Consider the following 25,965-nt stretch of genomic DNA (forward strand, 5'->3'; position numbering starts at 1 on the left):
TGCGCGGGCACCGATGGCCTCGCTTGGCGTAGGTCACCACCGTTGGTGGTGACGCTGATCGCCGCAGGCCGACGCCGTGCGTCAGTCGCGCTTGACCTGCAGCGGGACCGGGCTGTCTTCGGTTTCGCCCTTGGCCACCAGGGTGGTCAGGGCCAGGTCGCCGGTGACGTTCAGCGCGGTACGACACATGTCCAGGAAGTGGTTCACGCCCAGGATCAGGCCGATGCCCAGCGGGTTCACCCCGACCATGGCGCAGATCATCGCCACCACAGGCAGCGAGCCGGACGGCACGCCGGCCGTGCCGATGCCGCCGAGGATGCAGACCGCCATCACCATGATCTGCTGGCCGATGCTCAGGTCCACGCCGAAGAACTGGGCCAGGAAGATCACTGTCACGCCCTCGAACAGCGCGGTGCCGTTCTGGTTGGCGGTAGCGCCCACCGTCAGCACGAAGCGCGACACCTTCTGCGGCAGGCCCATCTGGTCGGCCACGCGCAGTGCGGTGGGCAGGGTGGCGTTGCTGGAGGCGGTGGAGAACGCCATCACCGTGGCTTCCTGGGTGTCGCGGAAGAAGGCCAGCGGCGAACGCCCGGACAACCACACCGCCACGCCATAGGTCACCACCATGTGCAGGCCCAGTGCCAGCACCACCACGCCCACGTAGGCGCCCAGGCGGATGATCAGGTCGAAGCCGAACAGCGCGGCCAGGTTGAACATGAAGCAGGCCACCGCGTACGGGGCCAGGCGGATGACCAGGTTGATCAGGGTCATCGACACTTCGAACACGCCTTCCACCGCGCGCCGCAGCGGGGCGACCTTTTCTTCGTCGCTGAGCACCATGCCGATGCCGAACATCAGCGCGAAGAACATCAGCGACAGGATCGCGCCATTGTCCGAGGCCGCCTGCAGCACGTTGCTGGGCACGATCGACAACAGCATGTCCATGCCCTTGGGCGTGCCATGGATGCCGGCCACGATCTGCTGGCTGCGCTCGGCATTCTCGGCGAGCATCTGCGCGGCCACCTGCGGGTCTACCCCGGCACCGGGCTTGAGCACATTGACCAGCACCAGCCCGATACCCACCGCGATACCCGACAGCAGCACCGTGTAGGCCAGGGTCTTCCAGCCGATGCGTCCCAGCGCGCGGATGTCGCCCATCTCCGACACGCCCATGATCAGCGCCGAGAAGATCAGCGGCACGATCAGCATGAAGATCAGGTTGAGGAACAGGCTCGACAGCGGCGTGGTCACCCAGGCCATCACGCCCTTGGCGACCTCGGGCAGCCCGGGAACGCCCGGGCCGGCGGCGTGGACGATCAGGCCAAGCACCAGGCCCAGCACGAAGCCAATGCCCATTTTCCAGTGCAAGGGCAGTTTCTTGCGGGTCGTTGCGGCCTGAGTCATGTAGCGGCTTTCCTGTAAAGAAGTGAAATCAGCTTAGCAAAGCCGGCCCCGCAGGCCCGGCAGCGGATCAAGATCCCGAAGGATATAGAGGCGCCAGGCCATTGTTTTCCGCCACCTCGTCCTGCTTCCAGTGCGGTCGGTCATGGAAGGCGCGGCGCAGCACCTGGCGGGCGACAGCCACATCGCCGCCCTGGCCGGCCCAGCGTACCCGCTGCATGGCCAGCAGCGCCTCGCGCTGGGCCGGATCGGCCAGCCGCGCCAGCAGGGCGTCCAGGCCCTGCACCCCGCCCATCGCGGCCAACAGGCCGATGATCTCGTCCAGGCCCTGGCTTTCCAGCGCGCGGCGCAGGTCTGCCTGGGCGACCGGAGCCGCCGCCGCGCGCGCGGCGCCCGACGACGGCACAGGGGCCGGAGCCCGCACGCCGGTGCGACGCCAGCCCCACCACAGCGTGAGCAGCCACAGCAGGACCAGGCCGGCGCTGGCCGCGATCCAGCCCCATGGCCGCGGCGTAGCAGCGGAATCGGCCAGTGGCAGGGCATTGGAGGGCGTTGCCGGCGTATCGGGCAGCGCCGAAGTCGTGTCCACCGGCAGGCTCGGGGCGGTGGACCCGGCAACCCCGGCAGCCACGGTGAGCGACAAGTCAGGCAAGGTCGCGGTCCGCGCCTGGCCGGTCTTCACGTCCCACCAGGCCATGCGCGGACCCGGCACCTGCAGGTTTCCGGCACGGCGCGGCACGATCGAGTAGCGGCGGGTCAGCTTCAGCTGCGGCGTGCTGCCATTGAAGGTTTCGTCGTACTGCGGTGGCTCGGCAAAGACCTGTGCTTCCGGGCCGACGTCCAGCGTGGGCAATTCAGGGAACTGGGCACGGGTGGCACCCTGCGCGATCGCCTCGACCACGACCGTGGCCGCTTCGCCGGCTCGCCCGCTACTGGGCGCTGCGGTGTAGCGCAGGCGCAGGTCATGCAGCGGCAACCACGGCTGCGGTGCGCTGGCCGGTTGCTCCTGTACCTGCAGCGTGCGTGCCGGCGCGCTGGCGCGCAGCCGCCCGTCGCCGCCGAACATGTCGTCGAAGAAGCCACCGGCCGCGCGCCCATTGAACTGCGCAGCAGGCAACTGCAGCGGCCCGCTGCGCTCGGGGATCAACAGGAAGCGCCGCTCCACCAGGTTGTAGCGACGCCCATTGACCTCGCGCACCAGGCTGCGGTCTTCGCCCACGCGCTGCAGCGAGGCGCCAGCCGGGGTATCCAGTACCAGCTCGCCGGAGACCAGCTGCGAGGCGTAGTACAACCGCACCACCACCCCGACGCTCTGCTGCACGTACGGCGTGCTGTCATCGACCTCGGTTTCCATGAACACCGCCGCGTTGCCGGGCACCGCGGCAGACGGGCTGGCACCGGCACTCACCTGCAACTGCAATGGCTCGGTACGGCCGTTGCCCACCTGCAGCGCAGGAATCTGCAAGGTGCCACTGCGCCGCGGCGAGAGCGCCACGCCATACAGGTTGCGCGTGCTCATGCTGCCATTGCTCAGCTGCACCTGGCGGCTGCTGGTCTGCGCGCTGAGGTCGAAATCGGTGCGCAGCGGAGCGTAATCCGGCATGCCGCTGCCCTCGCTCTCGATGGTGAGGGTCACCGTCTCGGTGTCGCTGATCTGCGCACGGTCCAGCCAGGCGCGGGTCTGCGCCTGCGCCAGGGTACTGACGCCCAGCAGCAACCAGCTGCAGGCACGCACCCATCGCCGCATGGTGGAATCACTGCTCATCGTCCTTCCCGTTTCCTGCGTTCGTTTTCCAGCTGGAACTTGGCCCGCAACAGGCTGCCTGGATCATCCGGAACGCGCCGCATCCACGCTTCCACCGCCTGCCGCTGCTCACGCTGCTGCGGGCTTTCGGCGGCGGCACGCTGGGCCGGGGTGTCCTTGCCATCCTTGCCTTGCTGCTGTTGCAACGCCTGCTGCATCTGTTGGCGCTGGGCAGCATCGGCCTGCGCCTGCGCGGCAGGGTCGGGGTTGCCCGGGTCGTGCTGCGCTTCGCCCTGCTTCGGCGTGCCCGGGTTCTGCCCCGGCGTGGGCGGGGCGTTGCCCGGATCCTGCTGGCCGGGCTGCCTGGGCGGTTGCCCCTGCTGCCCCGGCTTTGCCTGCCCCTGTCCCTGCGGCAGTGGTGTGTTCGGCGGCTGCTTGCCATCGCTGCCCTTGGGCGGGGCGGATGGCGGGGTGCGCTTGCGCGCGACCTCCACCGCCGCCCGGTTGGCCACCGCATCGGGCATGCCCGGACTGCGCCGCAGTGCCTGGTCGTACGCGTCGATGGCCGCGTCGTACTGGCCCTGACGGGCCAGTGCATTGCCCAGGTTGTACTGGCCGGCACCGCTGTGGATACCCTCGAACTGCTGCTGGGCGGCCTTGAAGTCGCCACGCCGGTAGGCATCCACCCCTGCGCTCAATCGCTGTTGCTCGATCTGGTCGGCACGCTGCCACCAGCTCCCTTCCGCGGCATGCGCCGGTGCCGGCAAGGCCAGCGGCAGGACCGCCCCGGCCACCAGCAGCATGGCAAGACCGCGCCGACGGAAGGCCCACAGCGAGATCAACATCAGCGGCAACAACAGCCAGAAACCTTCATCGCGCCAGGCCATGCCCGCACCGTCGCGACGGTCGTCGGCGCTGGCCCTGGGCGTCAACACGCCCAAGGCCTTCAGGTCGGCATCGTCATTGGCGATACGCACATACCGCCCGCCGCCGTTGCCGGCGAGCGCGCGCAACGGCGTTTCTTCCAGCCGCGCCTGTTCGATCTGTCCGTCGCCGGCGCGATAGGCGGCACCGGCTGGCGTACCCAGCCCCAGCACCGAAACGGTGAAGCCCTGTCCGCGCGCGGTGGCAGCCGCGCGGGCGGCGGCCGCGTCGGCGCGGTCGGTCAGCAGCAGGATGTCGCCGCTGCGTGCGCCGGATTGCTGCAGCAGCAGTACCGCCGCCTCCAGCGCACGTTCGGCGCGCTGGCCATCGCGCGGCATCACGTCCGGGCCCAGCGCGTCCAGGTACAGCGCCACGTTGGCGGTATCGGCAGTCAACGGCGCGACCGTGTAGGCATCGTCGGCGTAGACCAGCAGGGCCACCTGCCCGCCCTGGCGTTCGCGCAGCAGCGTGGCCAGTTTGGCGCGGGCCTGCAGCAGGCGCGAGGGCGGCAGGTCGCTGGCGGCCACCCGCGTGGACAGGTCCAGTGCCACCACCAGTGGCGTGGGCGATTGCCACAACGGCTGCGCCACCTGCCGCCAGCTTGGCCCTGCCAGCGCCAGCACCGCCAGTGTCCAGCCCAGCAGCAACAGCGCCAATCCGCCCCAGGCGCGGCGACCACCGGCGACCAGCAGGTGGCGCAGCAGGTGGGCATCAACGGCGGCCTGCCACGCACTGCCGCGGCGTTGCCGCCAGGCCCAGAACAGCACGATCAACGGCAGGGCCAGCAGCGCCCACAGCGCCTGCGGGCGGATCAGATGCAGTGCAGTCCAGTCGATGGTCATGCCCAGCGCCTCGGCAACAGCCAGGCCACTGCACCCAGCAACAAGGCCAGTGCGAGCGGCCAGGCGTAGCGCTCGATGCGCGGGCGCACGGCAGGGCCGGCCGATGCCACCGGCTCCAGACGCTGCAGTTCGGCGTAGATACCGGCCAGCTCATCGGTGTTGCGCGCGCGGAAGGCGCGACCACCGGTCATCTCCGCAATGCGCTGCAGCGTAGCCTCGTCGACCGGGTCCTGCCCGGGGGCGATCTGCACCCCGAACAGGCTGAAGCCGCCGTCGCCGCCGAAGGCCACGGTGTACACGCGTACGCCTTCGGCCTTGGCCAGCTCGGCGGCACGCAGCGGCTCCAGCACACCGGCATTGCTGACCCCGTCGGTGAGCAGGATCAGCACGCGCTGGCCCTGCGGTTGTTCGCGCAGGCGCTTGACCGCCAGCGCGATGGCATCCCCGATCGCGGTCTCACGCCCGGCCAGGCCCACCACGCTGTCACCCAGCTGCAGGCGCACGCTGGCCAGGTCGCTGGTCAGCGGGGTCAAGGTGTAGGCACGCTCACCGAAGATCAGCAGGCCCACGCTGTCGCCGGCACGACGGTCAAGGAAATCGGCGAGAACCGCCTTGGCCGCAGTGAGCCGGTCCACGACCTGGTTGCCAAGCGTCATGTCCGCTTCGCTCATGCTGCCGGACACGTCCACGGCCAGCATCATCTGTCGACCCTGATGCGGTGGCGTGATGGCCTCACCGAGGTGTTGCGGACGGGCGGCGGCCACGCACAGGCTGGTCCAGGCCAACCACAGCAGCACCCGCCCGATGCCGAGCGAGCGCACCCCGGCGGCCATGCCCAGCGCCTGCAGCTGCGCAGCCGCATAGGGCACCCGCAACGCGGCTGCGTCGGCGGTGCGCCTTGGCCACGCATGCATCAGCACCGGCAACGGCAGCGCCGCCAGCAGCCACGGCCAGGCCAGGGTATCCAGCCAGGACAGCCATCCGGGTATCCAGTCGGGCAAGGTCATGGCGATCATCGGCGACGCCTCGACAGCAGGTCGAGGAAGCGCGCGCGCGACAGGACCCGCAGGCGCAGCACCGCCTCCGGATCGACCTGCGCGCGATAGGCACCGTCCAGCAGCAAACGGCCATCACCGTCGGAGAACGCCTTGCTGCCAGGGGCATCCAGGAATTCCAGCCACGCCTGGCCCTGCAACAGCTCCGCGCCAGGCTGGCGCAGGCGTGCGGCACGCCGCAGCAGTGCGGCGATGGCGGCAACCTCGTCGGTCGGCGTCGCCGCCTCGATGGCGGCCTGGTCGAACAGACGCCTCCAGCGCTGCTGCTGGCGCCGCCGGCGGCGTTGCCACCACCACAGCACGCCGACCAGCGCGAGCAGGGCGGCCGCCAGCAGCCACCAGCCCGGCGCGGGCGGCCACCACGGGGGCGACGGTGGCAGGTGCACGTCGCGCAGTGGCAACGAGGCGGCCGCGCTCATGCCACTACCGCCGATGGCATCGGGGTCAGCCAACAGTCGCTGGCATCGTCTGAGGCCACCACGTGCACGTGGATGCGGCGCGATGACAGCGTGCGCTGCAGGTCCTCCAATGGGGCCACGAAGCGCTCGCGCCAGTGTTCGCGTACGGCCGCGCGGTCCAGGTCGAGCAGCACCCGGCGGCCCTGCGACAGGAACGCCAGGGGCGCCGACGGCGGCGCCAGTTCCAGCGGGTCCACCAGCAGCATCACCTGCACTTCGTGGTGCATGGCCAGCGCGGTCCAGCGCGACACGCTGATGCTGGCGGCCTGGCCGGGATCGGCCAGCACCACCACGCGTGCGCCGGGGCGCAGCAGGCGCGTGGCGTGCTCAAGGGCGCGGTCCAGGCCTGCGTTTTCGGTGGGCGGCTGCGCATACCAGCGGGTCAACGCGTCCAGCACGCGCAGCACACCACGGGTGCCCCCGGCCGGTGGCAGCGGTGCCTCGATGGCGCTGCCGCGCAGGGCAGCCAGCCGGTCGCCCTGGCGCTGCGCCAGCCAGGCGACGATGGCGCCTACACGTGCGGCCTGCACCGATTTGAAGCGAACCCGGGTGCCGAAGTACAGCACCGGGTCGGTGTCGGCCACCAGCAGCGTCAAGCGCTCGCGCTCGGCTTGGAACAATTTGGTATGCGCACGCCCGGTGCGTGCGGTCACCCGCCAATCGATGTGGCGGGCATCGTCACCGGCCACGTACTCGCGTGATTCGGCGTACTCCATGCCACGCCCGCGCATCGGTGCCGGCGCGCTGCCGGCATGGCCGAGCCGGCCACGGCGGGCCGGTGCCAATCGATGCGCATTGCGGCGCAGGGCCACCAGTTCGTCCAGGCGCGGGGTCACGCCATCGCCGTCTGCGCTGTTCGTCGGGGTATCCACGTGCGGTCGCACGGCTCAGGGTGCCGGTACGCGCGCCAGCAGCTCGGCTACCAGGCGGTCGCCGTCCCAGCCTTCGGCAGTGGCTTCGTAGCTGGGCAGCACGCGATGGCGCAGTACATCCGGGGCGACACTGCGCACATCGTCGGGCGTGACGAAGTCGCGGCCGCCAAGCCAGGCGCGGGCGCGGGCGCAGCGCTCCAATGCGATCGAGCCGCGTGGGCTTGCCCCCCAGGCGATACGCCTGGCCAGGGCCGGGTCGTAGCGACTGGCGTCGCGCGAGGCCAGCACGATTTCAATCAGGTAGCGCTCCAGCGCCGGCGCCATGTGCAGCGACAGCACCGCCTTGCGCGCGTCGAACACATCCTGCAGCGGCATCCGCGCCGGGGCCGGCGGCGGCGTGCCCAGCGCATCGCGGGCGCGCTCTCGGGCCAGCCGCAGGATTTCCGTTTCGGCATCCGAATCGGGGTAGCCGATGCGCACATGCATCAGGAAGCGGTCCAACTGCGCCTCGGGCAGCGGGAAGGTGCCCTCCTGCTCGATCGGGTTCTGCGTGGCCATCACCAGGAACAACGCCGGCAAGGCATAGGTGTGCCGGCCAACGGTGACCTGGCGTTCCCCCATCGCCTCCAGCAGCGCCGACTGCACCTTGGCCGGGGCCCGGTTGATTTCATCGGCGAGCAGGATCGGGTGGAAGATCGGGCCGGGCACGAACTCGAACCGGCCTTCCTGCGGGCGCCAGATCTCGGTACCGGTCAGGTCGGCCGGCAGCAGGTCCGGGGTGAACTGCACGCGCGAGAAGTCCGCCTCCAGGCGCGCGGCCAGCGCGCGGATCGCGGTGGTCTTGGCCAGTCCGGGGGCACCCTCCACCAGCAGGTGGCCGTCGGCCAGCAAGGCCGTCAGCAGCCGCTCGACCAGCGCCGCCTGGCCGACGATCTCGGCTGACAAGGCGTCGCGCAGCGCGCGGAAGCTGTCGTGCAGGCGGTCGTGGGCCAGTTCGGTGGCAGCAGGGGTATCGAGGGGAGTGTCGGGCATTGGAGGCGGCAGGTTCATGGCGTCCGTGTGACCTGCGCGGCGTGCGAAGGTTCCGCTTACATGATGGCAGGCGGGCCGGGGATCGGCATCAAGATTGCCTGAACGCGGCGACGGCGCCGCGCTGGCGTGCAGCTACCGCGCGCGGGGTGGCGTTGCGGCGTCATTACCCGGGAAGATGGCGTTGCAGTAGGCACCTGCCATCGTGAAGCGTCGACAGGCCAATGGCCGGCTTTCATAGATGCCGCAGTTCATCCGCTCTCTGTTCAGGGCGATGCACCATCCGTCTTCACCCTTGCTCATCACCCGCACGCCGCTTGGCAGCTCAGCGGTCAGCTCGGCCGGGATGGGCTCTGACTCGCCGAGCACCACCGTCAGCGTGCAACACCGCGCGTCACATCTTGAGCAGTGGGCTGCTGACATGGGAGATCTCCTGCATTTGCGACGAACCGGCGTGCACATTAACGCCGCTTTGGCTGCTGTCGCATAACGCAGCATGAAGCGGTATTGACAGGGCCGACCAGCGGCTAGGGCAGGTAGGCCGCGTACCTCAACGCTTGCCCCCCTTCTTCAACTATGACCAACCAGAGAGGCCGGAGAGTGTTGACATAGCCGCTTGAACGATCTGCGCAGCGCCCCCAGCCGTGGTTCATCGGAGTCGATCCGGTGGCTAAAACGGGAACGGGCCGCACATGGCGGCCCGTTCTTACCCACAGTTGCGTGGTTCGACCTCAGTTGGTCCTGGCCACGCGCAGCACCTTCGGGGTGACAAAGACCAGCAGTTCGGCCTTGTCCTTGTTGCGGCTGCGCTTCTTGAACAGGTTGCCCAGGAACGGCACGTCGCCCAGGAACGGCACCTTGTTGACGCTGTTGCGGTCGGTGAACTCGTACACGCCACCGATCACCACGGTCTGCCCGTCTTCCACCAGCACGGCGGTGTTGACTTCGCGGCGGTTGATGGTGGGCACTTCGCCGTAACCGGCCAGGCGGATGTAGCCTTCCACTTCATCCTTTTTGACCGCCATGTTCAGGAACACGCGGTTGTCGTTGGTGATGGTCGGGGTGACCTTCAGCTCCAGCACCACCTCCTTGAACTGTACGTTGGGCGTGGCAGCGCCACCGGCCGAACCGCCACCACTGATGGTGACATAGCCGATTTCCTTACCCTGCTTGATGATCGCTTCGCGCTGGTTGGTGGTGACCACGCGCGGATTGGAGATCACTTCGCCGCGCGATTCCTGCTGCATGGCCGACAGTTCGACGTCCAGCAGGTAACCGGCGTTGAGAATCGACAGCGCCAGCGAGCCCGGATTACTGGCCGCGGCGACCGGCAGGTTCCAGTTCAACCGTTCCGTGTTGATCGTGTACGGCGCGCGGATCGGGATTGCACCTGTACGACCACCGGCATCCCAATCGGCGAGCGCCTTGGCGTAGTCGTTGTTGACCTTCGACTGGTCGTTGATGTTCTTGGCATTGCCCTCGGTGCTGCCACCGAAGAACACATTGTCACGGCTGCCGGTGATGCCGAACTTGGCACCCAGCTCACGCGCAAACGTATCGGTAGCAATCACGATGCGGCTTTCGATCAGCACCTGGTCGACCGGACGGTCGATGACCTTGATCAGCTCGCGCATGTGCACCAGCTTCTTCGGGATGTCACTGATCATCAACGTGTTGGTGCGCTCGTCGGCGACGATGCGGCCCCGCGAGGACAGGAACCCGCTGTCTTCCTGCGAGCTGCCCCCGCCTCCGCCGCCGCCACTGCCACCACCACCGCCGATGCCCTTGGCCTCGGTCAGTGCTTTGAAGATCTGCACGGCGTTGTGGTAGTTGATCTGGATGTAATCGGTGACCAGGTCTTCGCGGTTTTCAATCGCGATACGCGCGTCTTCCTTGTCCTGCTCGAACTTGGCCAGCTCCGGCTGCGGGGCCACCCACACCACGCCGCCGTCGCGACGTTTGTCCAGGCCCTTGGCACGCAGCACGATGTCCAGCGCCTGGTCCCACGGCACGTTGACCAGGCGCAGGGTGACGTTGCCTTCGACGCTGTCGGAGGCCACCACGTTGAGGTTGGATTCCTCGGCGATCAACTGCAGCACGGTGCGCACCGGCACGTCCTGGAAGTTGAAGGTCACCGGCTTGCCGCTGTAACCGCGCTGGGCGACGGCGACGGCGGCCTGGGTCACCGTGGTGGCATTGATCGCACCGGTGGCCGGAGCCTGCTTGCGCGGGCTGATCTCCACCACGTACTCGTTGGCGGTCTGGTAGGCCAGCGACTCGAACGCGGTGTTGGTGTTGAGCACCAGCTGGGTGCCGCCGCCATAAGGCTTGGGATCGATGCGCTGGACCGGAGTGGCAAAGTCGGTGACGTTGATCGACTTCTGCAGGTTCTCCGGCAGGCGGACGTTGCCCACGTCGATCACCACGTTGTTGCCCTGGGTGCGCAGGTCCGGGTTGGCGCCCTTGCCGTCGAACTGCAGGATCAACCGGCCGGCGCCGTCTTCACTGCGCTTGAAGTCGATCTTGGTCACCGACAGCGACGCCGGTGCCGTGGCGGCAGCGGCAGCGGCAGCGCCGGCCGGCAGCGGTGCCGCCGCGGGCGTTGCCCCGGGCGTCGCCGCCTGCAGCGTGCCATTGGCCACCATGAGCGCGACTCCCAGCGCGCACAGGTGGATCAGCTTCGGGCGCCGCTGGGGGCGCTGCCGCATGGCATTGAAAAAGGTCATCGTGCTATCCCCATAATCATTCATTGATCTTCAAGCGCAAGCGATGCAGGCCGTTCCAGCCAGCCGCCCGCGCCATCCGGCACCAGTTCAATCAGTTCGATCCGGTCTTCGAAGACCCCGGTCACCCGGCCATCGCTCTGCCCCATGTAGACGCCCGGACGCACCCGATAGGTGACCTTGTCCGGCGCCATCACCAGCGCGACCAGCCCGCCCCCGTTGCCGATCGAACCGACCATGTCCAAGGCATCCAGCGGGAAGGCTTCCAGCGGCTCCTTGCGGCGGTTCGGATCCGGACGCAGTCCCGAGCCTCCCTGCGGATTGGTCCAGGCATCGGTGAACGGATCGCGCATCCCCTGCGCGGAGTATTCAAACGTCTCAAACTGCTGCATCACCGGCAGAGGCTCCAGCGGCGGTGCCGGGCGCGCGCGCACGTCGTCCACCCACTTGGCCAGGTTCGGCGCATCGCCCGGGGTACTGCTCACCCCGCGCGCGCAACCGGCCAGCAATGCCAGCAACAACAGCCCACCTATCCGTGCGGTCATCCCCAGGCTCATTTCCTGCCTCCGGACTTGGCGGACTTGTCATTGGCGGCGGCAGTCTTTTCCTGCGCTTCCATTTCCAGCTCGTCCAGATAACGGTAAGTCTTGACCGTACCGGACAGCTCCAGCGCGCCGCTGCGTGCGGTGATGCCGGTCTTGGGATCCTTGGGCTTCAGGTTGATATCGTGCATGGTCAGGATCACCACGCGCGGCAACGAGGCCACGCCACTGACGAACGCGCCGAACTGGTGGTAGCTGCCCACCATGCGCAGGGCGATCGGCTTTTCGGCGTAGAACTCCTTGGGCTGCTCGGCACCGGGCTGGAACAGTTCATTGACCAGGCCGCTGGACAGCGCGGTCTGGGAAATGTCGATGATCAGGTCCGGCATTTCGGTCTTGCTGGGCAACTGGCGCAACATCTGCTGCAGCACCTGCTCCATCTGGGTCAGCTGCTGCTTGAGTGGCTCCAGGTTGACCGCCCGCCCCTGCTGCTTCTCGAACTCGGTACGCAGCCCGGTTTCGGTCTGCTCCAGCGAAGCCAGTTCATCACGCTTGCCGCTGATCAGGGCAAACCACGCCAGGAACACGATCAACACCGCCAGCAGTGCGCAGAACACCACCTTGGCCTGCTGCGGCCAGTTACCGATGTTGTTGAAATCCAGCTCTTTGAGATTGATCTTCTGGCTCATGCGGCCCCCTTCTGCGGCGTACTGGCTGCCGCCGGTTGTGCCGGTGCGGCGGGCGGGCCGATACGGCTGCCGGCCGGCTTGGCCGGATCGGTCGCCGGTGCCGGCGCTGCGGTCGGGGCCGCAGCCGGATCGGCCGCTGCCGGCGCCGGCGACAACGGCGCGACGGCCGGCGTGGCCGGTGCCGTGACGGGCGCATCGGTCGGAGCCGCGACGCTGCCATCGGTGTTGATGCCGTTGATCGGCTCACTCTGCGCAGGCAGGGTGACCTTCACCACGAACATGTACGGCAGTGCGCTGATGTCGGTCACCGGTCCCGGCGCGGTCTTGCCGTCGTCGGGCTTCTTGGCCTCGATCACCGACAGTTCCGGCTTGCTCATCCAGCCCGAATTTTCCAGGTTGCGCATGTACGCGCTGACCCGTGCATTGGACTGGGTGCGGCCTTCCAGGGTCAGGATGTCGCCTTCCTGCTTGAGCGCGGTCAACACCACCCCGTCGGGGATGGTGCGCACCAGTGCATCGAACAGGTGCACCATCTGCGAGCGCTTGGCCTGCAGCTCCTCGATCACCTTCTTGCGCGCCAGCAGGCGCTCCTTCTGGCGATCCAGGCGGTCGATCTCCTTGTTCTGCTCCTTGACCTTCTCGATCTCGGCCTGCAGGAAGCTGTTGCGCTCGCCCTGCCCGCTGACCTGACGGTCGTAGTAGAACCAGATCATCAATGACAGCAGCACCCCGCCAATGGCGGCGAAACCGAGCATGCCGTAGAAATCGCGCTGGCGTTGCTTGCGCCGTTCGGCGCGCCAAGGCAATAGGTTGATTCTCGCCATCAGTCGAAGCTCCTCAGCGCCAGACCGGTGGCGATCATCAGCGCCGGGGCATCCTGGGCCAGGGCATGCGCCTGGACCTTCGGGCCCAGCGTCATCTGCGCCAGCGGATTGGCCACCACGGTGGCCACGCCCAGCTGCTCTTCCACCATCTCCGGCAGGCCGGCCAAGGCCGCACAACCGCCGGCCAGCACGATGTGGTCGACCCGGTTGAATTCACTACCGGCATAGAAGAACTGCAGGAGACGACTGATCTGCTGGACCGTGGCTTCCTTGAACGGCTCCAGCACCTCCATTGCGTAGGTTTCCGGCAACCCGCCCTGGCGCTTGGCCAGGCCCGCCTCTTCGTAGGTCAACCCATAACGGCGCATGACCTCGTCGGTAAGCTGCTTGCCGCCGAACACCTGTTCGCGGCTGTACAGGCTGCGCCCACCGCGCAGGACGTTCAGGGTGGTCATGGTGGCGCCGATGTCCACCAGCGCGACCACGCCATCGCTGGCGATCGGCAGCTCACTGGCTACCAGGGCAAAGGCGTTTTCGACCGCGAAGGCCTCCACGTCCATCACCCTGGCGGTCAGCCCGCCCAGCTCCAGCGCCGACTGGCGCAGCTCCACGTTCTCCGAGCGCGAGGCCGCCAACAGCACCTGGACCATTTCCGGGTTGTTGGGAATGGCGCCCAGCACTTCGAAATCGAGGTTCACTTCCTCGATCGGGTACGGGATGTAGTTGACCGCTTCGAGCTCGACCTGGGCTTCCATGTCGTTCTCGTCCAGGTCGGCCGGCATCGGGATCAACTTGGTGATCACGGCCGACCCGGCCACGGCGGCGGCCGCATGCTTGGCCTTGGTACCGGAACGGTTCACGGCGCGTCGGATAGCCTCACCTACGGCTTCAACTTCGACGATGTTCTTTTCAACCACAGCATTCGGCGGCAACGGTTCCACAGCGTAATGTTCCACGCGGAAACGATTGCCACTGCGAGAAAGCTGCAAGAGCTTTACTGCAGTCGAGCTGATGTCGACGCCAATAAGCGGCGACTGGCTTTTTGGGATGAGCCCCACGGTTTCTCCCCTGCCGACGGGCACTTGGACGCATAACCTGCGCCCGCGCATTAATAACGTTTTTTTTGCAAACCGCAACTGTCACGCCGCAAAACGGGCACTACGGCACGTTTCACGCGTCCCCAGACGTTGATCGAGTTGCGCTCCCCAGGAACGGCCCCAGCCGCTCCCTTGCGTAATCTATACTCTGCGGCCACGAAATTCGCAATCGGAATCTGTCCCTGATGACACGCTTTCGCCGCTGGCTGCGCTGGTTGCTGGTCGCCTTCCTGGTCCTGGCGCTGATCGGCGCCGCCGTCGCAGGTGGCCTCTACTACGCCGTTTCCTCCAAGCTCCCGGACGTGCAGTCGCTGCGCAACATCGAGATGCAGGAGCCCATGTACGTGTATGCCAGCGATGGCAAGCTGATGGCCGTATTCGGCGAGTCGCGGCGCGTCCCGATCACCATGAAGGAGGTCCCGGAGCGGCTCAAGCAGGCCTTCCTGGCCACCGAGGACGCCCGCTTCTATGAGCACGGCGGGGTGGACTACAAGGGCATCGGCCGCGCGGTGTGGCTGCTGGCCACCACCAACGACAAGCGCGTCCCCGGGGGTTCGACCATCACCCAGCAGGTCGCCCGCCAGTTCTTCCTGAGCTCCGAGTACAGCTACACCCGCAAGCTGGCCGAGATCCTGCTGGCGCGCAAGATCGAGTCCGAGCTGAGCAAGGACGAGATCTTCGAGCTGTACCTGAACAAGAGTTTCTTCGGCAACCGCGCCTACGGCGTGGCCGCCGCGGCCGAGTTCTATTACGGCAAGAAGCTCGGCGAGCTGGACCTGGACGAGATGGCCTCGTTGGCCGGCATCCCCAAGTTCCCCTCCTCGGGCAACCCGATCAGCAACCCCGAGCGTGCCCGCGAGCGCCGCGACTATTACGTGCTGCAGCGTATGGCCAGCCTGGGCTTCGTCAGCCAGGCCGAAGCCGACGCGGCCAAGGCCGTGCCGATGCACGCCAGCGCGCACGAGCCGCCGGTGCAGGTCGAAGCCCCCTACGTGGCCGAACTGGTCCGCCAGGAAATGATCGCCCGCTTCGGCGGCGACGTGGTCAACAAGGGTTACCACGTCACCACCACCATCAACGCCGAACTGCAGGCCGGTGCCAACATCGCCGTGCGTGACGGCCTGCTGGCCTACGACCATCGGCATGGCTGGCACGGCGTGGAAAAGCAGATCCAGACCGGCCCGGCTGACGATGCCGCGGCGCTGGCCGACCACCTGCGCGGGATCGTCTCGCAGGCCGGGCTGCTGCCGGCGATCGTCGCCAGCACGGGCGCCGACGGCAGCGCCACGGTGGTACTGGCCAACCGCAGCGAGGTCGTACTGCCCGCCTCGGCGGCCAAATGGACCAACAAGACCCCCGCCAAGCTGGTCCAACGGGGCGACATCGTGCGCGTACGCACCGGTGCCAAGGAGGGCGAGTGGCTGCTCGACCAGATCCCGCGCGGCCAGTCCGCGCTGGTCTCGGTGGATGCCGAGAGCGGCGCGCTGAAGGCGCTGGTGGGCGGTTTCAGCTTTTCCGGCAACAAGTTCAACCGCGCTACCCAGGCCCGTCGCCAGCCCGGCTCGAGCTTCAAGCCGTTCATCTATGCGGCCGCGTTCGACAAGGGCTTCAACCCGGCCTCGATCGTGCTCGACGCGCCGGTGGTGTTCCGCGACCGCCGTGGCAAGACCTGGTCGCCGCAGAACGATGGCGGCGGCTTCCGCGGCCCGATGCGCCTGCGCGAAGCGCTGGTGCAGTCGCGCAACCTGGTCTCGGTGCGCCTGCTGGACGGCATGGGCGTGGATTACGCGCGCAAGTACATCAGCGAGTTTGGTTTTGCCGAGGCCGAGCTGCCGCCGAACCTGTCGATGTCGCTGGGTACCGCCTCGCTGACCCCGCTGTCGGTGGCCCGCGGCTATGCGGTGTTCGCCAACGGCGGCTCGCGCGTGGACACCTGGTTGATCGACCAGGTCACCGACCGCGACGGCAACCTGGTGTTCAAGGAAAACCCGGCGATGGCCTGCCGCGATTGCGCCGGCACCAGTGGCGGCGCTCCGGTCAGCCAGGTCGTGGACGGCTTCAACTTCGGCTGGGCTGCCGCGCCAGCGCCGACCGGTCCGGCCAAGCCGCAGCAGCCGGTCGCTGAAGCGCCCAAGCCGGTCAACCCCGATGCCAAGGTGGCCCCGCGCGCGATCGATGCACGCACCGCCTACCAGTTGGTCTCGATGATGCGCGACGTGGTCCAGCGCGGCACCGGCACCGCGGCCAAGGTGCTGGGACGCGAAGACGTGGGCGGCAAGACCGGCTCCACCAACGACCACCGCGACGCCTGGTTCTCCGGTTTCGGCGGCCCTTACGCCACCACCGTATGGGTGGGCCGCGACGACTTCCGCTCGCTCGGCTACCGCGAGTACGGCGGCAAGGCAGCCTTGCCGATCTGGATCGACTACATGCGCGTGGCGTTGAAGGATGTCCCGATCGCCCAGAACGAGCCGCCGTCGGGCATGGTCCAGGCCACCCTCAACGGCGCCACGGAGTGGGTCAAGGTGGAGGACATGGACAAGATCGAGGAATACAGCTTCGAGGCCCATACGCCGCAAGCTGACGATGCCGCGTTCGATATCTTCTGATCGGCAGAGCCCGCAGGACGCACCAGAAGGCCGGGCATTGCCCGGCCTTTTTTTGATTCTTCGCCCGTTTGAGGGGAGAGGCTCGGCGCAGGGCGCGAGGGCGTCTCTTCGTTCCGGCCCGCCGCGAGGGTCCGGAGCCCCTTGGCGGCGGGCAGGCCCTTTCGCAAATGTCCCCCGGCGCCGGCCTGCGGCCGTCACCTCCTCCTTTATTTTGCCAAGGACCTGCCCGCCGCCAAGGGGCGCGGCTTACGGTACGTAAAGACACTCCGCCGCGGGCTGCGGGCTGCGCGGTGTCCTCCATGGCGTGGATCTACGGGTCTGCCATCGCTCGCCCGCATTCCCGATGCGCGGGTACCGATGCGCTTGAGGTAGGTCACCACCGTTGGTGGTGACGGTGCAGGCGCTACGTGCTTGTCACGCTCACGGTGTACATTGCGATGCAGGTCGCACAGGAATTCCGGTCATGCATCGAGCCCGCCAGCATGCAGCCAGCCAGACCCGCGAGCGCCGGCATCGGCTCGCCCACGAAGCGGCCCGGCTGATGGCCGAGGGCGGCATCCGCGACTACCACCAGGCCAAGCTCAAGGCGGCGGCCCGGCTGGATATCCACGACGACGCCTCCCTGCCCCGCAACGCCGAGATCGAGGACGCGCTGCGCGAGTACCAGCGTCTGTTCGCCGGCGCCGATCACGGTACGCACCTGCGTCAGCGCCGCGAGGCGGCCCTGCGCGCGATGGAGTTCCTGGAGCGGTTCGCGCCGCGCCTGTGCGGGCCGGTACTGGAAGGCACCGCCGACGCCAACAGCCCGGTGCAGCTGCAGGTGCACAGCGACGATGCCGATGCGGTGCAACGCTACTTCGACGAACACGGCATCCCCGCCGAACTGCGCACGCGCCGCCTGCAGCTGGACCGCGAGCGGGTACTGGACGTGCCGGTATGGGTGTTCAGCGCCGAAGACCTGACCTTCGACATCGCGGTGCTGCCCTACGACGCGCTGCGCCAGCCCCCCTTGTCGGCGATCGACGAGAAGCCGATGCGGCGGGCGTCGGTGGCGCAGGTCCGCCAGATGCTGGCCGAGGCGGAGATCGAGGGCTATCTGGCCGACTGAGCCACCGCCAGCGGCGGCCAACCCAGGAGCCTTCGTTCCATCGCAGTGACAGGGAGTTGTGTGTAAAACGGCTCGAGGAAGACGTCCGGTTCCGGTTGCTGCCCCGTCGACTTGAACAGCCTCGCCTGGCGCTGCGCGTCTTGCACCAGCTGCATCAGCACGGACGCCTCCATCGTGTGCGAACTGGGCGGAAGTTCATAGCGCACCAGCGGCGGCAACGCGCTGTCGAAGGTCTTGGCCAGCGCCTCAGTGAAGGTCTCCAGGCCCACGTTCTTTGCGGGCCGGGCGCGTCGACCGACCATCGTGGCAAACATCAGCTCCGAGAAGATCCACGGCGAGCCGATGAACGCCTTGTCCTCCAGATACTGCTCCACACGGACGGCATCGGTGTCCAGAAACAGCATCAGCTCGGCGTTGTCGATCATCCGGTGCAGGGCCACGTTGAGGATCATGTACATATTGGCCGCCGTGCGCGTGGCATGCCGGTAGTGGAACAGGTGCTCCTTGCCCTCGATGCGCGAGCGCGCAGTGTCCACCCGCAGCAGCAGGTCGTACACGTTGCCCCACACGCAGGAATCAACGAAGACACTCAGGCCCGCCGCTTCCAGCGCCAACGCGAGACTGACCACGGCATCCTGGTTGGCATGGGCGTGCGACAGGAAGACGTCGGCCTTGCCCACCGGAAAGAGTTGCGCCGCGATGCTCTGCGCATCGAGCAGGCTGTCCTTGCCCGCCATGAAGGTGGCGATATCGTCCAACTTCGATGTATTGCGCCCTTTGAGTTCGGCAATGGCGGCCGGGTCTTCGGTCAGGGAGAGCGCATCAAACCCGGTGATCTTTACATCCAACAGCATGTTTCGTGCTCCTTGATTCCGGTCTCGATCTTCATCATCGGCATCACCACCCGAGCAGCGCCCTCTCCGGTGCGCTCAACGGCAGCTTCCCGTACAGGTGATCCAGAAATACCGGGTTGTCACGCCAGCCCGGCGGTGACGGCAATCCCGTCGTATCCACAATCGCGCGCAGCAGGCGTTCCCACTCCATGACGTGCGCCTGTTGGGCCGCCAGCAAGGGCCTAGACGTCGCTTCGCCCTGGTCTTTCATTGCTTCCAGACGCAGTGGCGGTCGGCCACGTCGCGTGGCATGACGGGCGTAGAGGCGCTCGGACAGCGCCCACGTCGAGCCACCGCAGCGGCTGTTGTGCACCACGTCGGCAAGCCGCACCGGCGCGTGCTCGAGATGGATGAACAGTTCACAGCTCTCGATGAGCCGCTGCTGCACGGCAGCGACCACGGTGCAGATGCTGGTCGACGCGCGGGTGGTGCGGCCCTGCCTGGCATACGGCGTATCCAGCAGGTCGGCGTGTTCACCCGACGGGCGCTGCATGTCGCGCGACAGCGCCTCGGCACGTTGCCACAGGCTGGAGCCGACGAATACGCTCAGACCAGTCGCCTCCAGCGCGACCGCCAGCTGCACGACCCGTGCCGGGTTGCCCACGGCATGGGACAGGTAAACATCAACAGCGGGCAGCGTTGACAGCGGCTGCAGTGCATCGGGCTCCAACACGCTGCTGCTGTCACCCAGGTAGGCCGATACGCGCTGCAAGGTCTCGCTCCAGCGCTGCTCGTAGGCGTCCACCTCGGCCGTTTTCACGGCGAGGTCGTGGAGGGCAACCTGGCCCTCGTTGAGCTTCAGCAGCATCAGCGCGCCCCCTGGGCCAGCAGCAATGCGCCGACGCAGCCGCCAACCAGCAGCAGGTGAAATCCCAGCACGGTGGGCCGGAACAGCACCGCCAGCAGCGGATCGCGCAGGGCACGCAGGCGGCGCAGATCGATGCGCAGTGGCACCACGTCGTCCAATGCGCGGTCCGCTGCATCGTTGTACAGCGCAATGAAGGCGCGTTCGTACTGCAGGAAGTAGGCGTGGAAGCCCATGAACAGCAACCCCGGCGGCAGCAGCACCGCCCAGTGCAGCGCGGCCCCCTGGCCCAACGCGCAGGCCAGCATCGCGGCCATCACGGCCACGCTGGCGCCCTTCATGGCCGAGGCGCTGTTGGCCAGCCGGTTGATCACGCCCTGCACGATGTTCAGATAGCCCAGGCGCAGGGCGATCTGGTTGGTAATGGTATCCATTGCACTCGCTCCTTGAAGGGCAGGGCCTGGTGCAGGCCCTGCCCGGTGGGTCACCAGCCGATACCCACGCCCAGGCCCACGCTCTGCTCACCGCTGTTGGTGAACGCACCGTTGAGGCTGAAGGTGGCCGAGCCCTTGTCGTTGAGCACGCGCTGGTACCCCACGGCCATGGCCGACTCGCCTTCGGCATAGCCCACGCCCGCACCGAGACGGTTGTAGGTGGACAGGCCAGCGGTGTTCATGGCCATGGCCGTCTGCGCACTGCTCATCGCGGCCATGCGGTTGAAGCGCTTGTCCATCTTGTCCAGGCGCTGTTCGACGCCCTTGATGGCGCCATCGGTGTACTCGTTGGCGCGGGCCAGCATCTTTTCCAGGTCGGCCGTGTCGACCTGCGGGGTGGGTGCCGGCGTGGGCGCCGGCGCGTCGGCCGGAGCAGGCGTGCCACCGCCGTCAGCGCTGGCGATGCTGCCGCCGGCACGGTCTGCGGCGGCGCCGGCCGCGTCACCGGACGCCCCGGCCTGGCCGTCGCCTTCCGGTGCCGCTGGCGGCGCGGGTGCGTTGGACGCTGCCAGCGCCCTGCCCTCCGGCGCGGCACCGGTGCGTTGTTCCAACCCATCGATGCGACCATCCAGGCGCTGCTCGATGGCATGCAACTGGCCACCGTTGACCGCATCACGGCTGCCCGGCGCGATCAGGCCGTTGGCCACATTGCCCAGCACCATGCCGTTGGCGCCGGCCAGGTTGAGCTGGCCCAGGCCATCGCTGCGGGTACCCGGGCCGTCCTGGAAGACCGAGCGCAACTGGTTCTCCACTTTATCGACGCGGGTACCGGTGGTGGTCACGGCAGTGTCGAGGGCGGTTAGGGCGCCGTTGACGGTGTTCTGTTGACCACCCTGAATCTTGTACGACGGAGAGACAATGTTGCCCTGACGATCCAATGTAGCTCCTCCACCAAGTGACGACAAAGCGTCTCGAAGCTGCCCAGCAGTCGCAGCATCGTATGAGGCAATTCCGTTTGCAACGCTCGTCAGCCTGCGTCGATTTGAATGGGTTCCGATCGAAACTTCATTGGAACGCATCGCCTCAGAGCCCGCACCAATAGCCACCGAGTTCTCCGCACCGCCGAAGACCCAGGCGCGGTCACCGATGGCCATGCTTCCACGAGCGTCTGCACGTGCGCTTGAGCCGATTGCCAGCCCCCCCTCGTTGAAACCACTCACCGAAGAGGATTGACCGATCGCCACAGAGTTTCTTGCGCTCGCCCGCGCATAGTTACCGACTGCTGTGCCGCCCTCACTATCAACGCTAGCGGATGCATACTCGCCAATGGCTACTGAGCGGTCACCAGCCTTCGCAGGCGAATTGCTGTCATTCTTAGAGCTTATTGCAATCACCTTGCTCGTCAACTCCAGATCCGAAACACGTTCGTTGGTCTGAAAAAGCTGCGCCCCCGTCATCGCGTCGGAGCTGCCATCGGATATCCTTCCATTGGAAATCCCGGTTAGTCGGCTACCTCCAAAATCGACGTCACCAGCTGCAGTCATCGCTACCGCCGTATCGGTAAATTTCAGATCATTCCGATCTTTCTGCAGTTCATTCAGCTCACTGCGATTCCGCGCTATCTCTCGCTTCGCCTCAAACAGCTGATTGCCTGTCACTGCATCACGGCTACCAGCGCTGACGCTACCGTCGACCAGGTTGGTGAGCACCGCACCCCCTACACCAGCCAACGCCAACTGCCTGCTGCCATCGGGTCGCATTGACGGAACGTCTTGAAATGTCGCGCGCAGCTTTCCTTCCAAGTCATCGACTCGCGAGCCGCCGGCGGTCACCGCGCCATCCAAACTCGAAAGTGCGTCACCTACTGTATTGAATATTTCGCCTTGCACGCTGTAACTGGGGGCAACAACGCTGCCCCGTGCATCCAGTCCCGCGGCGCCACCAAGAGTCGCAATAGCTTCCGCTAACTGAGCTACCGTCGCCGAATCGTGGTCACCCAGTCCTCGACCAACGTTTACCAGACGCCGCTGCAATCCGTCGTTACCAAATGAGACCGTGTTGGTGTCTTTCGCTACAGACTGAGCTCCAATCGCCACAGACCCCATTGCCCCTTTCAACACGACACTCGCAGGTCCAAGCGCCACACCGCCTGCATCGGCGACTTGGGATTCTGCTCCAAGCGCAAAACCTCTGGCCGCGCCCTCATGCACATGGGACGCACGTCCCAAAGCGACTGAGTTTGTGCCTTCCGCGACCGCGTAGGCACCCAGTGCAACTGCACCCTCGGAGCCACCAGTAGTCGACGCCTGTGCAGAATCGCCCAATGCGATTGCAAGCCGTCCTGCTTCTGCTGCCTCTTGATCAAGGAACTGTCCAAAGGCCAGGTACTTGGCGCTTTCACTCAACGCATCTACGCGACGGTTCGTTGCAAACAACTGCCCACCATTCACAGCGTCAGTACTGGCAGCCGAACTGATATCACCCGCCGCAACCCCGCGCACCTTGCCGCCGTCCATATCGACCGAGCCGTCCGCTTCAAAGCGGACCACACCCTCCAGCTCTGGATCGAAGTTGTCGAAATCGGTTCGCAGTGCATCGAGGTCGCGCCGGTTATCGGCGATGCGCGTCCCTTGACTGGTCAGCTGCGTGGCATGGTTGCCCAGCAGGGTTTCGTTGGCCGCCACCTTCTGGTTGGTGGCGTGCACCTGCTTGCCCGTCACTGCATCGGTGCTGGTGCTGCTCAGGGTGCCATCGGCCACGTTCACCAGCTTGCGCTGCAACGTGGCGTTACCCACGGAAACCTGGGCCGTTCCGCCGGTGACGGACCCTTCGCCCAACGCCACCGCGTTCTCGTGCGTGGCTTTCGCATTCCCGCCCAGGGCAACAGCGTATTTCGCCGTCGCGGAGGTGGCGCTGCCGATGGCGATCGCGTTGGTACCCACCGCATTGGCATTGTTGCCCAGGGCCAGGGTGGCCAGGCCGTTTGCCCGGGCTTTGCCGCCCATGGCCATGGCGTAGTCGCCGGTGGCGGTGGCCTTGTCTGCATCGCTCACGTCAGCCGCTGTCGACAGCACGTTGCCGGTGGCGCGGGCCCGGGCCAGCGCACTATCGGCGGCGGTCTTCGCGGCTGTGGCAGCGGTGCGCACCGCCGCGACCTCGACGTTCGTTGCATTGAGCTGCTTGCCGGTTACCGCTTCGGTGCTGGTGGCGTTGAGCGTGGCATCGGCCACGCCGCTCAGCGTGCGATTGGCGTTGGACTTGTTGCGTACGTCCATCACAGTGCCGGTGTTCTCGCCGCCCACGCGCACAGCGCCGGTAGCCGACGCCTGGCTGATCAACCCGCCCAGTTCATTGGTTTTCGCCAGCGCACTGTCGGCGGTGGCTTTTGCGGCGGTTGCAGCCGTGCGCACCGCTGCGACCTCCACGTTCGTTGCATTGAGCTGCTTACCGGTGACCGCTTCGGTGCTGGTGGCGTTGAGCGTGCCGTCGGCAACGTTCACGATCTTCCGTCGCTTGGTGGCACTGCCTACGGACACCTGGTCGGCGCCAGTGGTCTGGGCACCACTACCAAGCGCTACGCTGCCAGTGTGGCTCGCCGTGGAGCGCTCGCCCAGCGCGACACTGCTTTCCGCGGTCGCTGCAGCAAGGTTGCCCAGTGCGCTCGCGTAGGTCCCCGTGGCCCGCGCCTCACGGCCCAAGGCCGTGGCCTGGTTGGCCGTGGCTGACGCCTTGTAGCCCAGCGCCACCGCATGGATGCCCGAGGCACCGGCATCATTACCCAATGCCACGGCCCGGTCCCCCACTGCCGCAGCGCGCAGGCCGGCAGCCACCGCGCCATTGCCGCTGCGCGTCCCTGCACCCAGCGCCACTGCGCCGGTGGACGCATCCTTGCTGCCATCGGCCTTCACCCCGGCCCGGGCATCCGCACCCAGTGCCAGCCCGTTCGCGTTGTAGGATTTTGCGCCGTACCCCAGCGCAGCGCCGGCAGTCGCGCCCGCACCTTCTGCGGAGGCTCCCTGGCCTACTGCCGGTGCCGGTGCGTTCAAGCGCGCAGTCGCCGCCTCGGCGGCGGTGCGCGCAGTGTTGGCGGTTGCCGTTGCGGTGGTGACGGCCTGGTTGGTGGCATGCAGCTGCTGCCCGGTGACCGCATCGGTACTGCTGGTACTGAGCACACCGTTGTCCAGATTCTGGATCCGCCGTTTCGCCCCATTTTTGTTCTTCACGTCGATGACGGTGCCGGTATTGTTGGCACCTAGACGTACCTGGCCATTGGCGGCGGTCTGGCTGATCAGATCGTTCGCCTGGGTCGCTTTGGCCAGCGCGCTGTCGGCCGTGGTTTTGACGGTGGCCACCGTCTGGTTGGTGGCAAACAGCTGGCGGCCCGTCACGGCCTCGTCACTGCTGCTGCTCAAGGTGCCCTGGCCCACGTTGACGATCTTGCGCTTGGTGGTGGCGTTGCCAACCGAGACCTGGTTGGTCCCGCTCGTGGTCGAATGCGCCCCCAGTGCCACCGAGCCTGCATCGCCGGCCGTGGCCTTTTCACCGATGGCCACCGCCAGCTTTGCGTTGGGGCTCACCACTTTGGCCTGGTAGCCCATCGCGATGCCGCCTTCGGCCATGGAGTGGGCTCCGGCACCAATGGCAAACGACGAGAAGGCGTCGGCCGTGGAATTATTGCCAATGGCCAACGACTCCTTCCCTGCAGCATTGGCGCGCAACCCGAGCGCTATGGCACTTTCGCCCGCTGCACTGGCGTACGCACCGATGGCGACGGCATTCGCGCCGTTGGCCGCGGCGCTGCGCCCGGCAGCAACGGCAGTGGTGCCTCGCGCCGTTGCCTCCCGGCCAATGGCAACCGCGTCTGCGTCCAGCCGGGCCGTGGCGGCCGCCACGCGCAGGTTGGTGCCATGCAGCTGCCTGCCATTGACCGCATCAGTGCTGGACGCATTCAGCGTACCGTCTGCCACGTTGACGATGCTGCGCTTCAGCGTACTGTTTCCCACTGAAATCTGATTCTCTCTATTGGTTTGGGAATTTGCACCCAATGCAACCGAGTTGCCGTGGCTCGCGCGGGAATCCGCACCGAGTGCCATGGCGTTGCCCGCGCCGTCCGCTCGCGCGGCACGCCCAATGGCAATGCTGTTGGCATACCCCCCGGCCGACGCGTGATTGCCGATGACGATCGAATGACGGGAACCCGTATTGGCCACCTCGCCGAAGTCGCCGATGACAATGGATCCCTCCGCGCGCGCCTTTGTGTCGCCTCCCAACGCGATGGTGCCGCTGCCAACCGCTCGGGCACCGCTACCGAACGCGAGCGAGTTGTGCCCTTCTGCACGCGAGTCGTTGCCGATAGCCATCGATCCGGTGGAGTGCGCGCGGCTACCGAAGCCGATGGCAACCGCGTGCGTGCCATAGGTCTCCGCGCGGTTGCCGAGTGCCACGCTGTAGGCCTCCGCTGCTTTGGAACGGATACCCACCGCGATGCTCTCCAGCCCGCCCGCCTGCGCTTCGGCACCCACCGCCATCGTTTCCGCCGCCGTGATCAGGCTCCAGGCCGACGCCGTCGTGTTGTTGTAAACGTCCATCCGATGAACGGCGTTGACGCCGATCGGCGCTGAGGCAGCCTGCCTGGGCTGGAGGGCGGTCAGCGCCTGGCGTTGCCACCACTCGAGTTCGTCTTCATGTGACGTCCTGTCTGCAGCGCCGGCCATCAGTGGCATCGCCAGCAGCACGGCTACGGCCGCGCCACACTGTACGGTCTGAGCGCGCTTGCCTCGCGCACATGTCAGCTCACTCGCCACCACCCAGCACTGACGCGCGGTGGACCATAGACGTCGGTAGATCTTGTTCATTGAACTCTCCTTGGCAGAGTTTCCAACTTGCTCCCGCCGGGCACGACGCCCAGTGGGACAG

19 protein-coding genes are annotated in these 25,965 nt (G+C 66.9%); 2 read left to right on the top strand and 17 right to left on the bottom strand.

The window, feature by feature from the left end:
- Window positions 1-81 precede the first annotated feature (81 nt).
- The 13 genes from AC3IR9_RS16620 to AC3IR9_RS16680 form a co-directional block, all read right to left on the bottom strand.
- Entirely contained in the window at window positions 82-1,404 is a 1,323-nt protein-coding gene (locus tag AC3IR9_RS16620) for a dicarboxylate/amino acid:cation symporter (RefSeq protein ID WP_489292080.1), read from the bottom strand.
- Window positions 1,405-1,471: 67 nt separating this feature from the next.
- A complete protein-coding gene (locus AC3IR9_RS16625; RefSeq protein WP_489292081.1) occupies window positions 1,472-3,166 on the bottom strand; it encodes a BatD family protein in 1,695 nt (564 codons plus the stop codon).
- Window positions 3,163-4,911 carry a tetratricopeptide repeat protein gene (locus tag AC3IR9_RS16630; protein WP_489292083.1) on the bottom strand — a complete coding sequence of 583 codons (1,749 nt, stop codon included), beginning with the start codon at window positions 4,909-4,911 and terminating at the stop codon, window positions 3,163-3,165. Before AC3IR9_RS16630 ends, AC3IR9_RS16625 begins: the two co-directional genes overlap by 4 nt.
- Complete coding sequence (locus tag AC3IR9_RS16635) at window positions 4,908-5,927, bottom strand: vWA domain-containing protein (RefSeq protein WP_489292084.1); 1,020 nt, start codon at window positions 5,925-5,927, stop codon at window positions 4,908-4,910. Before AC3IR9_RS16635 ends, AC3IR9_RS16630 begins: the two co-directional genes overlap by 4 nt.
- Window positions 5,924-6,385 carry a DUF4381 family protein gene (locus AC3IR9_RS16640; RefSeq protein WP_489292085.1) on the bottom strand — a complete coding sequence of 154 codons (462 nt, stop codon included), beginning with the start codon at window positions 6,383-6,385 and terminating at the stop codon, window positions 5,924-5,926. Before AC3IR9_RS16640 ends, AC3IR9_RS16635 begins: the two co-directional genes overlap by 4 nt.
- A complete protein-coding gene (locus AC3IR9_RS16645) occupies window positions 6,382-7,296 on the bottom strand; it encodes a DUF58 domain-containing protein (protein WP_489292087.1) in 915 nt (304 codons plus the stop codon). The genes AC3IR9_RS16640 and AC3IR9_RS16645 overlap by 4 nt, the downstream gene beginning before the upstream one ends.
- A 15-nt stretch (window positions 7,297-7,311) precedes the next feature.
- On the bottom strand, window positions 7,312-8,346 hold the full coding sequence (locus AC3IR9_RS16650; RefSeq protein ID WP_489292089.1) for an AAA family ATPase: 1,035 nt from the start codon (window positions 8,344-8,346) through the stop codon (window positions 7,312-7,314).
- A 114-nt stretch (window positions 8,347-8,460) separates the two neighbouring features.
- Window positions 8,461-8,748, bottom strand: a complete 288-nt coding sequence (locus tag AC3IR9_RS16655; RefSeq protein WP_489292091.1) for a YkgJ family cysteine cluster protein — start codon at window positions 8,746-8,748, stop codon at window positions 8,461-8,463.
- A gap of 308 nt (window positions 8,749-9,056) precedes the next feature.
- Window positions 9,057-11,051 carry a type IV pilus secretin PilQ gene (locus tag AC3IR9_RS16660; protein ID WP_489292093.1) on the bottom strand — a complete coding sequence of 665 codons (1,995 nt, stop codon included), beginning with the start codon at window positions 11,049-11,051 and terminating at the stop codon, window positions 9,057-9,059.
- Window positions 11,052-11,071: 20 nt separating this feature from the next.
- A complete protein-coding gene (locus AC3IR9_RS16665; protein WP_489292094.1) occupies window positions 11,072-11,605 on the bottom strand; it encodes a pilus assembly protein PilP in 534 nt (177 codons plus the stop codon).
- Entirely contained in the window at window positions 11,602-12,279 is a 678-nt protein-coding gene (locus AC3IR9_RS16670) for a type IV pilus inner membrane component PilO (RefSeq protein ID WP_489292095.1), read from the bottom strand. The genes AC3IR9_RS16665 and AC3IR9_RS16670 overlap by 4 nt, the downstream gene beginning before the upstream one ends.
- The gene (locus AC3IR9_RS16675; RefSeq protein ID WP_489292097.1) at window positions 12,276-13,103 is read right to left on the bottom strand and encodes a PilN domain-containing protein; all 828 of its coding nucleotides are present in this window, start codon (window positions 13,101-13,103) and stop codon (window positions 12,276-12,278) included. The genes AC3IR9_RS16670 and AC3IR9_RS16675 overlap by 4 nt, the downstream gene beginning before the upstream one ends.
- Window positions 13,103-14,161 (bottom strand): pilus assembly protein PilM, encoded by a 1,059-nt coding sequence (locus tag AC3IR9_RS16680; protein ID WP_489292098.1) that lies wholly within the window; start codon window positions 14,159-14,161, stop codon window positions 13,103-13,105. The genes AC3IR9_RS16675 and AC3IR9_RS16680 overlap by 1 nt, the downstream gene beginning before the upstream one ends.
- Before the next feature lie 224 nt (window positions 14,162-14,385).
- Here AC3IR9_RS16680 and AC3IR9_RS16685 point away from each other — a divergent pair, with 224 nt between their 5' ends.
- On the top strand, window positions 14,386-16,809 hold the full coding sequence (locus tag AC3IR9_RS16685; protein WP_489292100.1) for a penicillin-binding protein 1A: 2,424 nt from the start codon (window positions 14,386-14,388) through the stop codon (window positions 16,807-16,809).
- Window positions 16,810-17,272: 463 nt separating this feature from the next.
- On the top strand, window positions 17,273-17,917 hold the full coding sequence (locus AC3IR9_RS16690; protein ID WP_489292101.1) for a hypothetical protein: 645 nt from the start codon (window positions 17,273-17,275) through the stop codon (window positions 17,915-17,917).
- On the opposite strand, the gene AC3IR9_RS16695 is transcribed toward AC3IR9_RS16690, so the two are convergent.
- Genes AC3IR9_RS16695 through AC3IR9_RS16710 form a run of 4 tightly spaced genes read right to left on the bottom strand, consistent with a single transcriptional unit; the run spans window position 17,902 to window position 25,904 of the window.
- Window positions 17,902-18,771 carry a hypothetical protein gene (locus AC3IR9_RS16695; protein ID WP_489292103.1) on the bottom strand — a complete coding sequence of 290 codons (870 nt, stop codon included), beginning with the start codon at window positions 18,769-18,771 and terminating at the stop codon, window positions 17,902-17,904. The two genes, AC3IR9_RS16690 and AC3IR9_RS16695, sit on opposite strands and share 16 nt — an antisense overlap.
- Window positions 18,772-18,814: 43 nt before the next feature.
- On the bottom strand, window positions 18,815-19,618 hold the full coding sequence (locus AC3IR9_RS16700; RefSeq protein ID WP_489292104.1) for a hypothetical protein: 804 nt from the start codon (window positions 19,616-19,618) through the stop codon (window positions 18,815-18,817).
- A complete protein-coding gene (locus AC3IR9_RS16705; RefSeq protein WP_489292106.1) occupies window positions 19,618-20,049 on the bottom strand; it encodes a hypothetical protein in 432 nt (143 codons plus the stop codon). The genes AC3IR9_RS16700 and AC3IR9_RS16705 overlap by 1 nt, the downstream gene beginning before the upstream one ends.
- Window positions 20,050-20,099: 50 nt before the next feature.
- Window positions 20,100-25,904, bottom strand: coding sequence for an ESPR-type extended signal peptide-containing protein (locus tag AC3IR9_RS16710; protein WP_489292108.1), 5,805 nt, complete (start codon window positions 25,902-25,904; stop codon window positions 20,100-20,102).
- Window positions 25,905-25,965: the final 61 nt, after the last annotated feature.

This window comes from Stenotrophomonas sp. GL_101 (assembly GCF_057835675.1).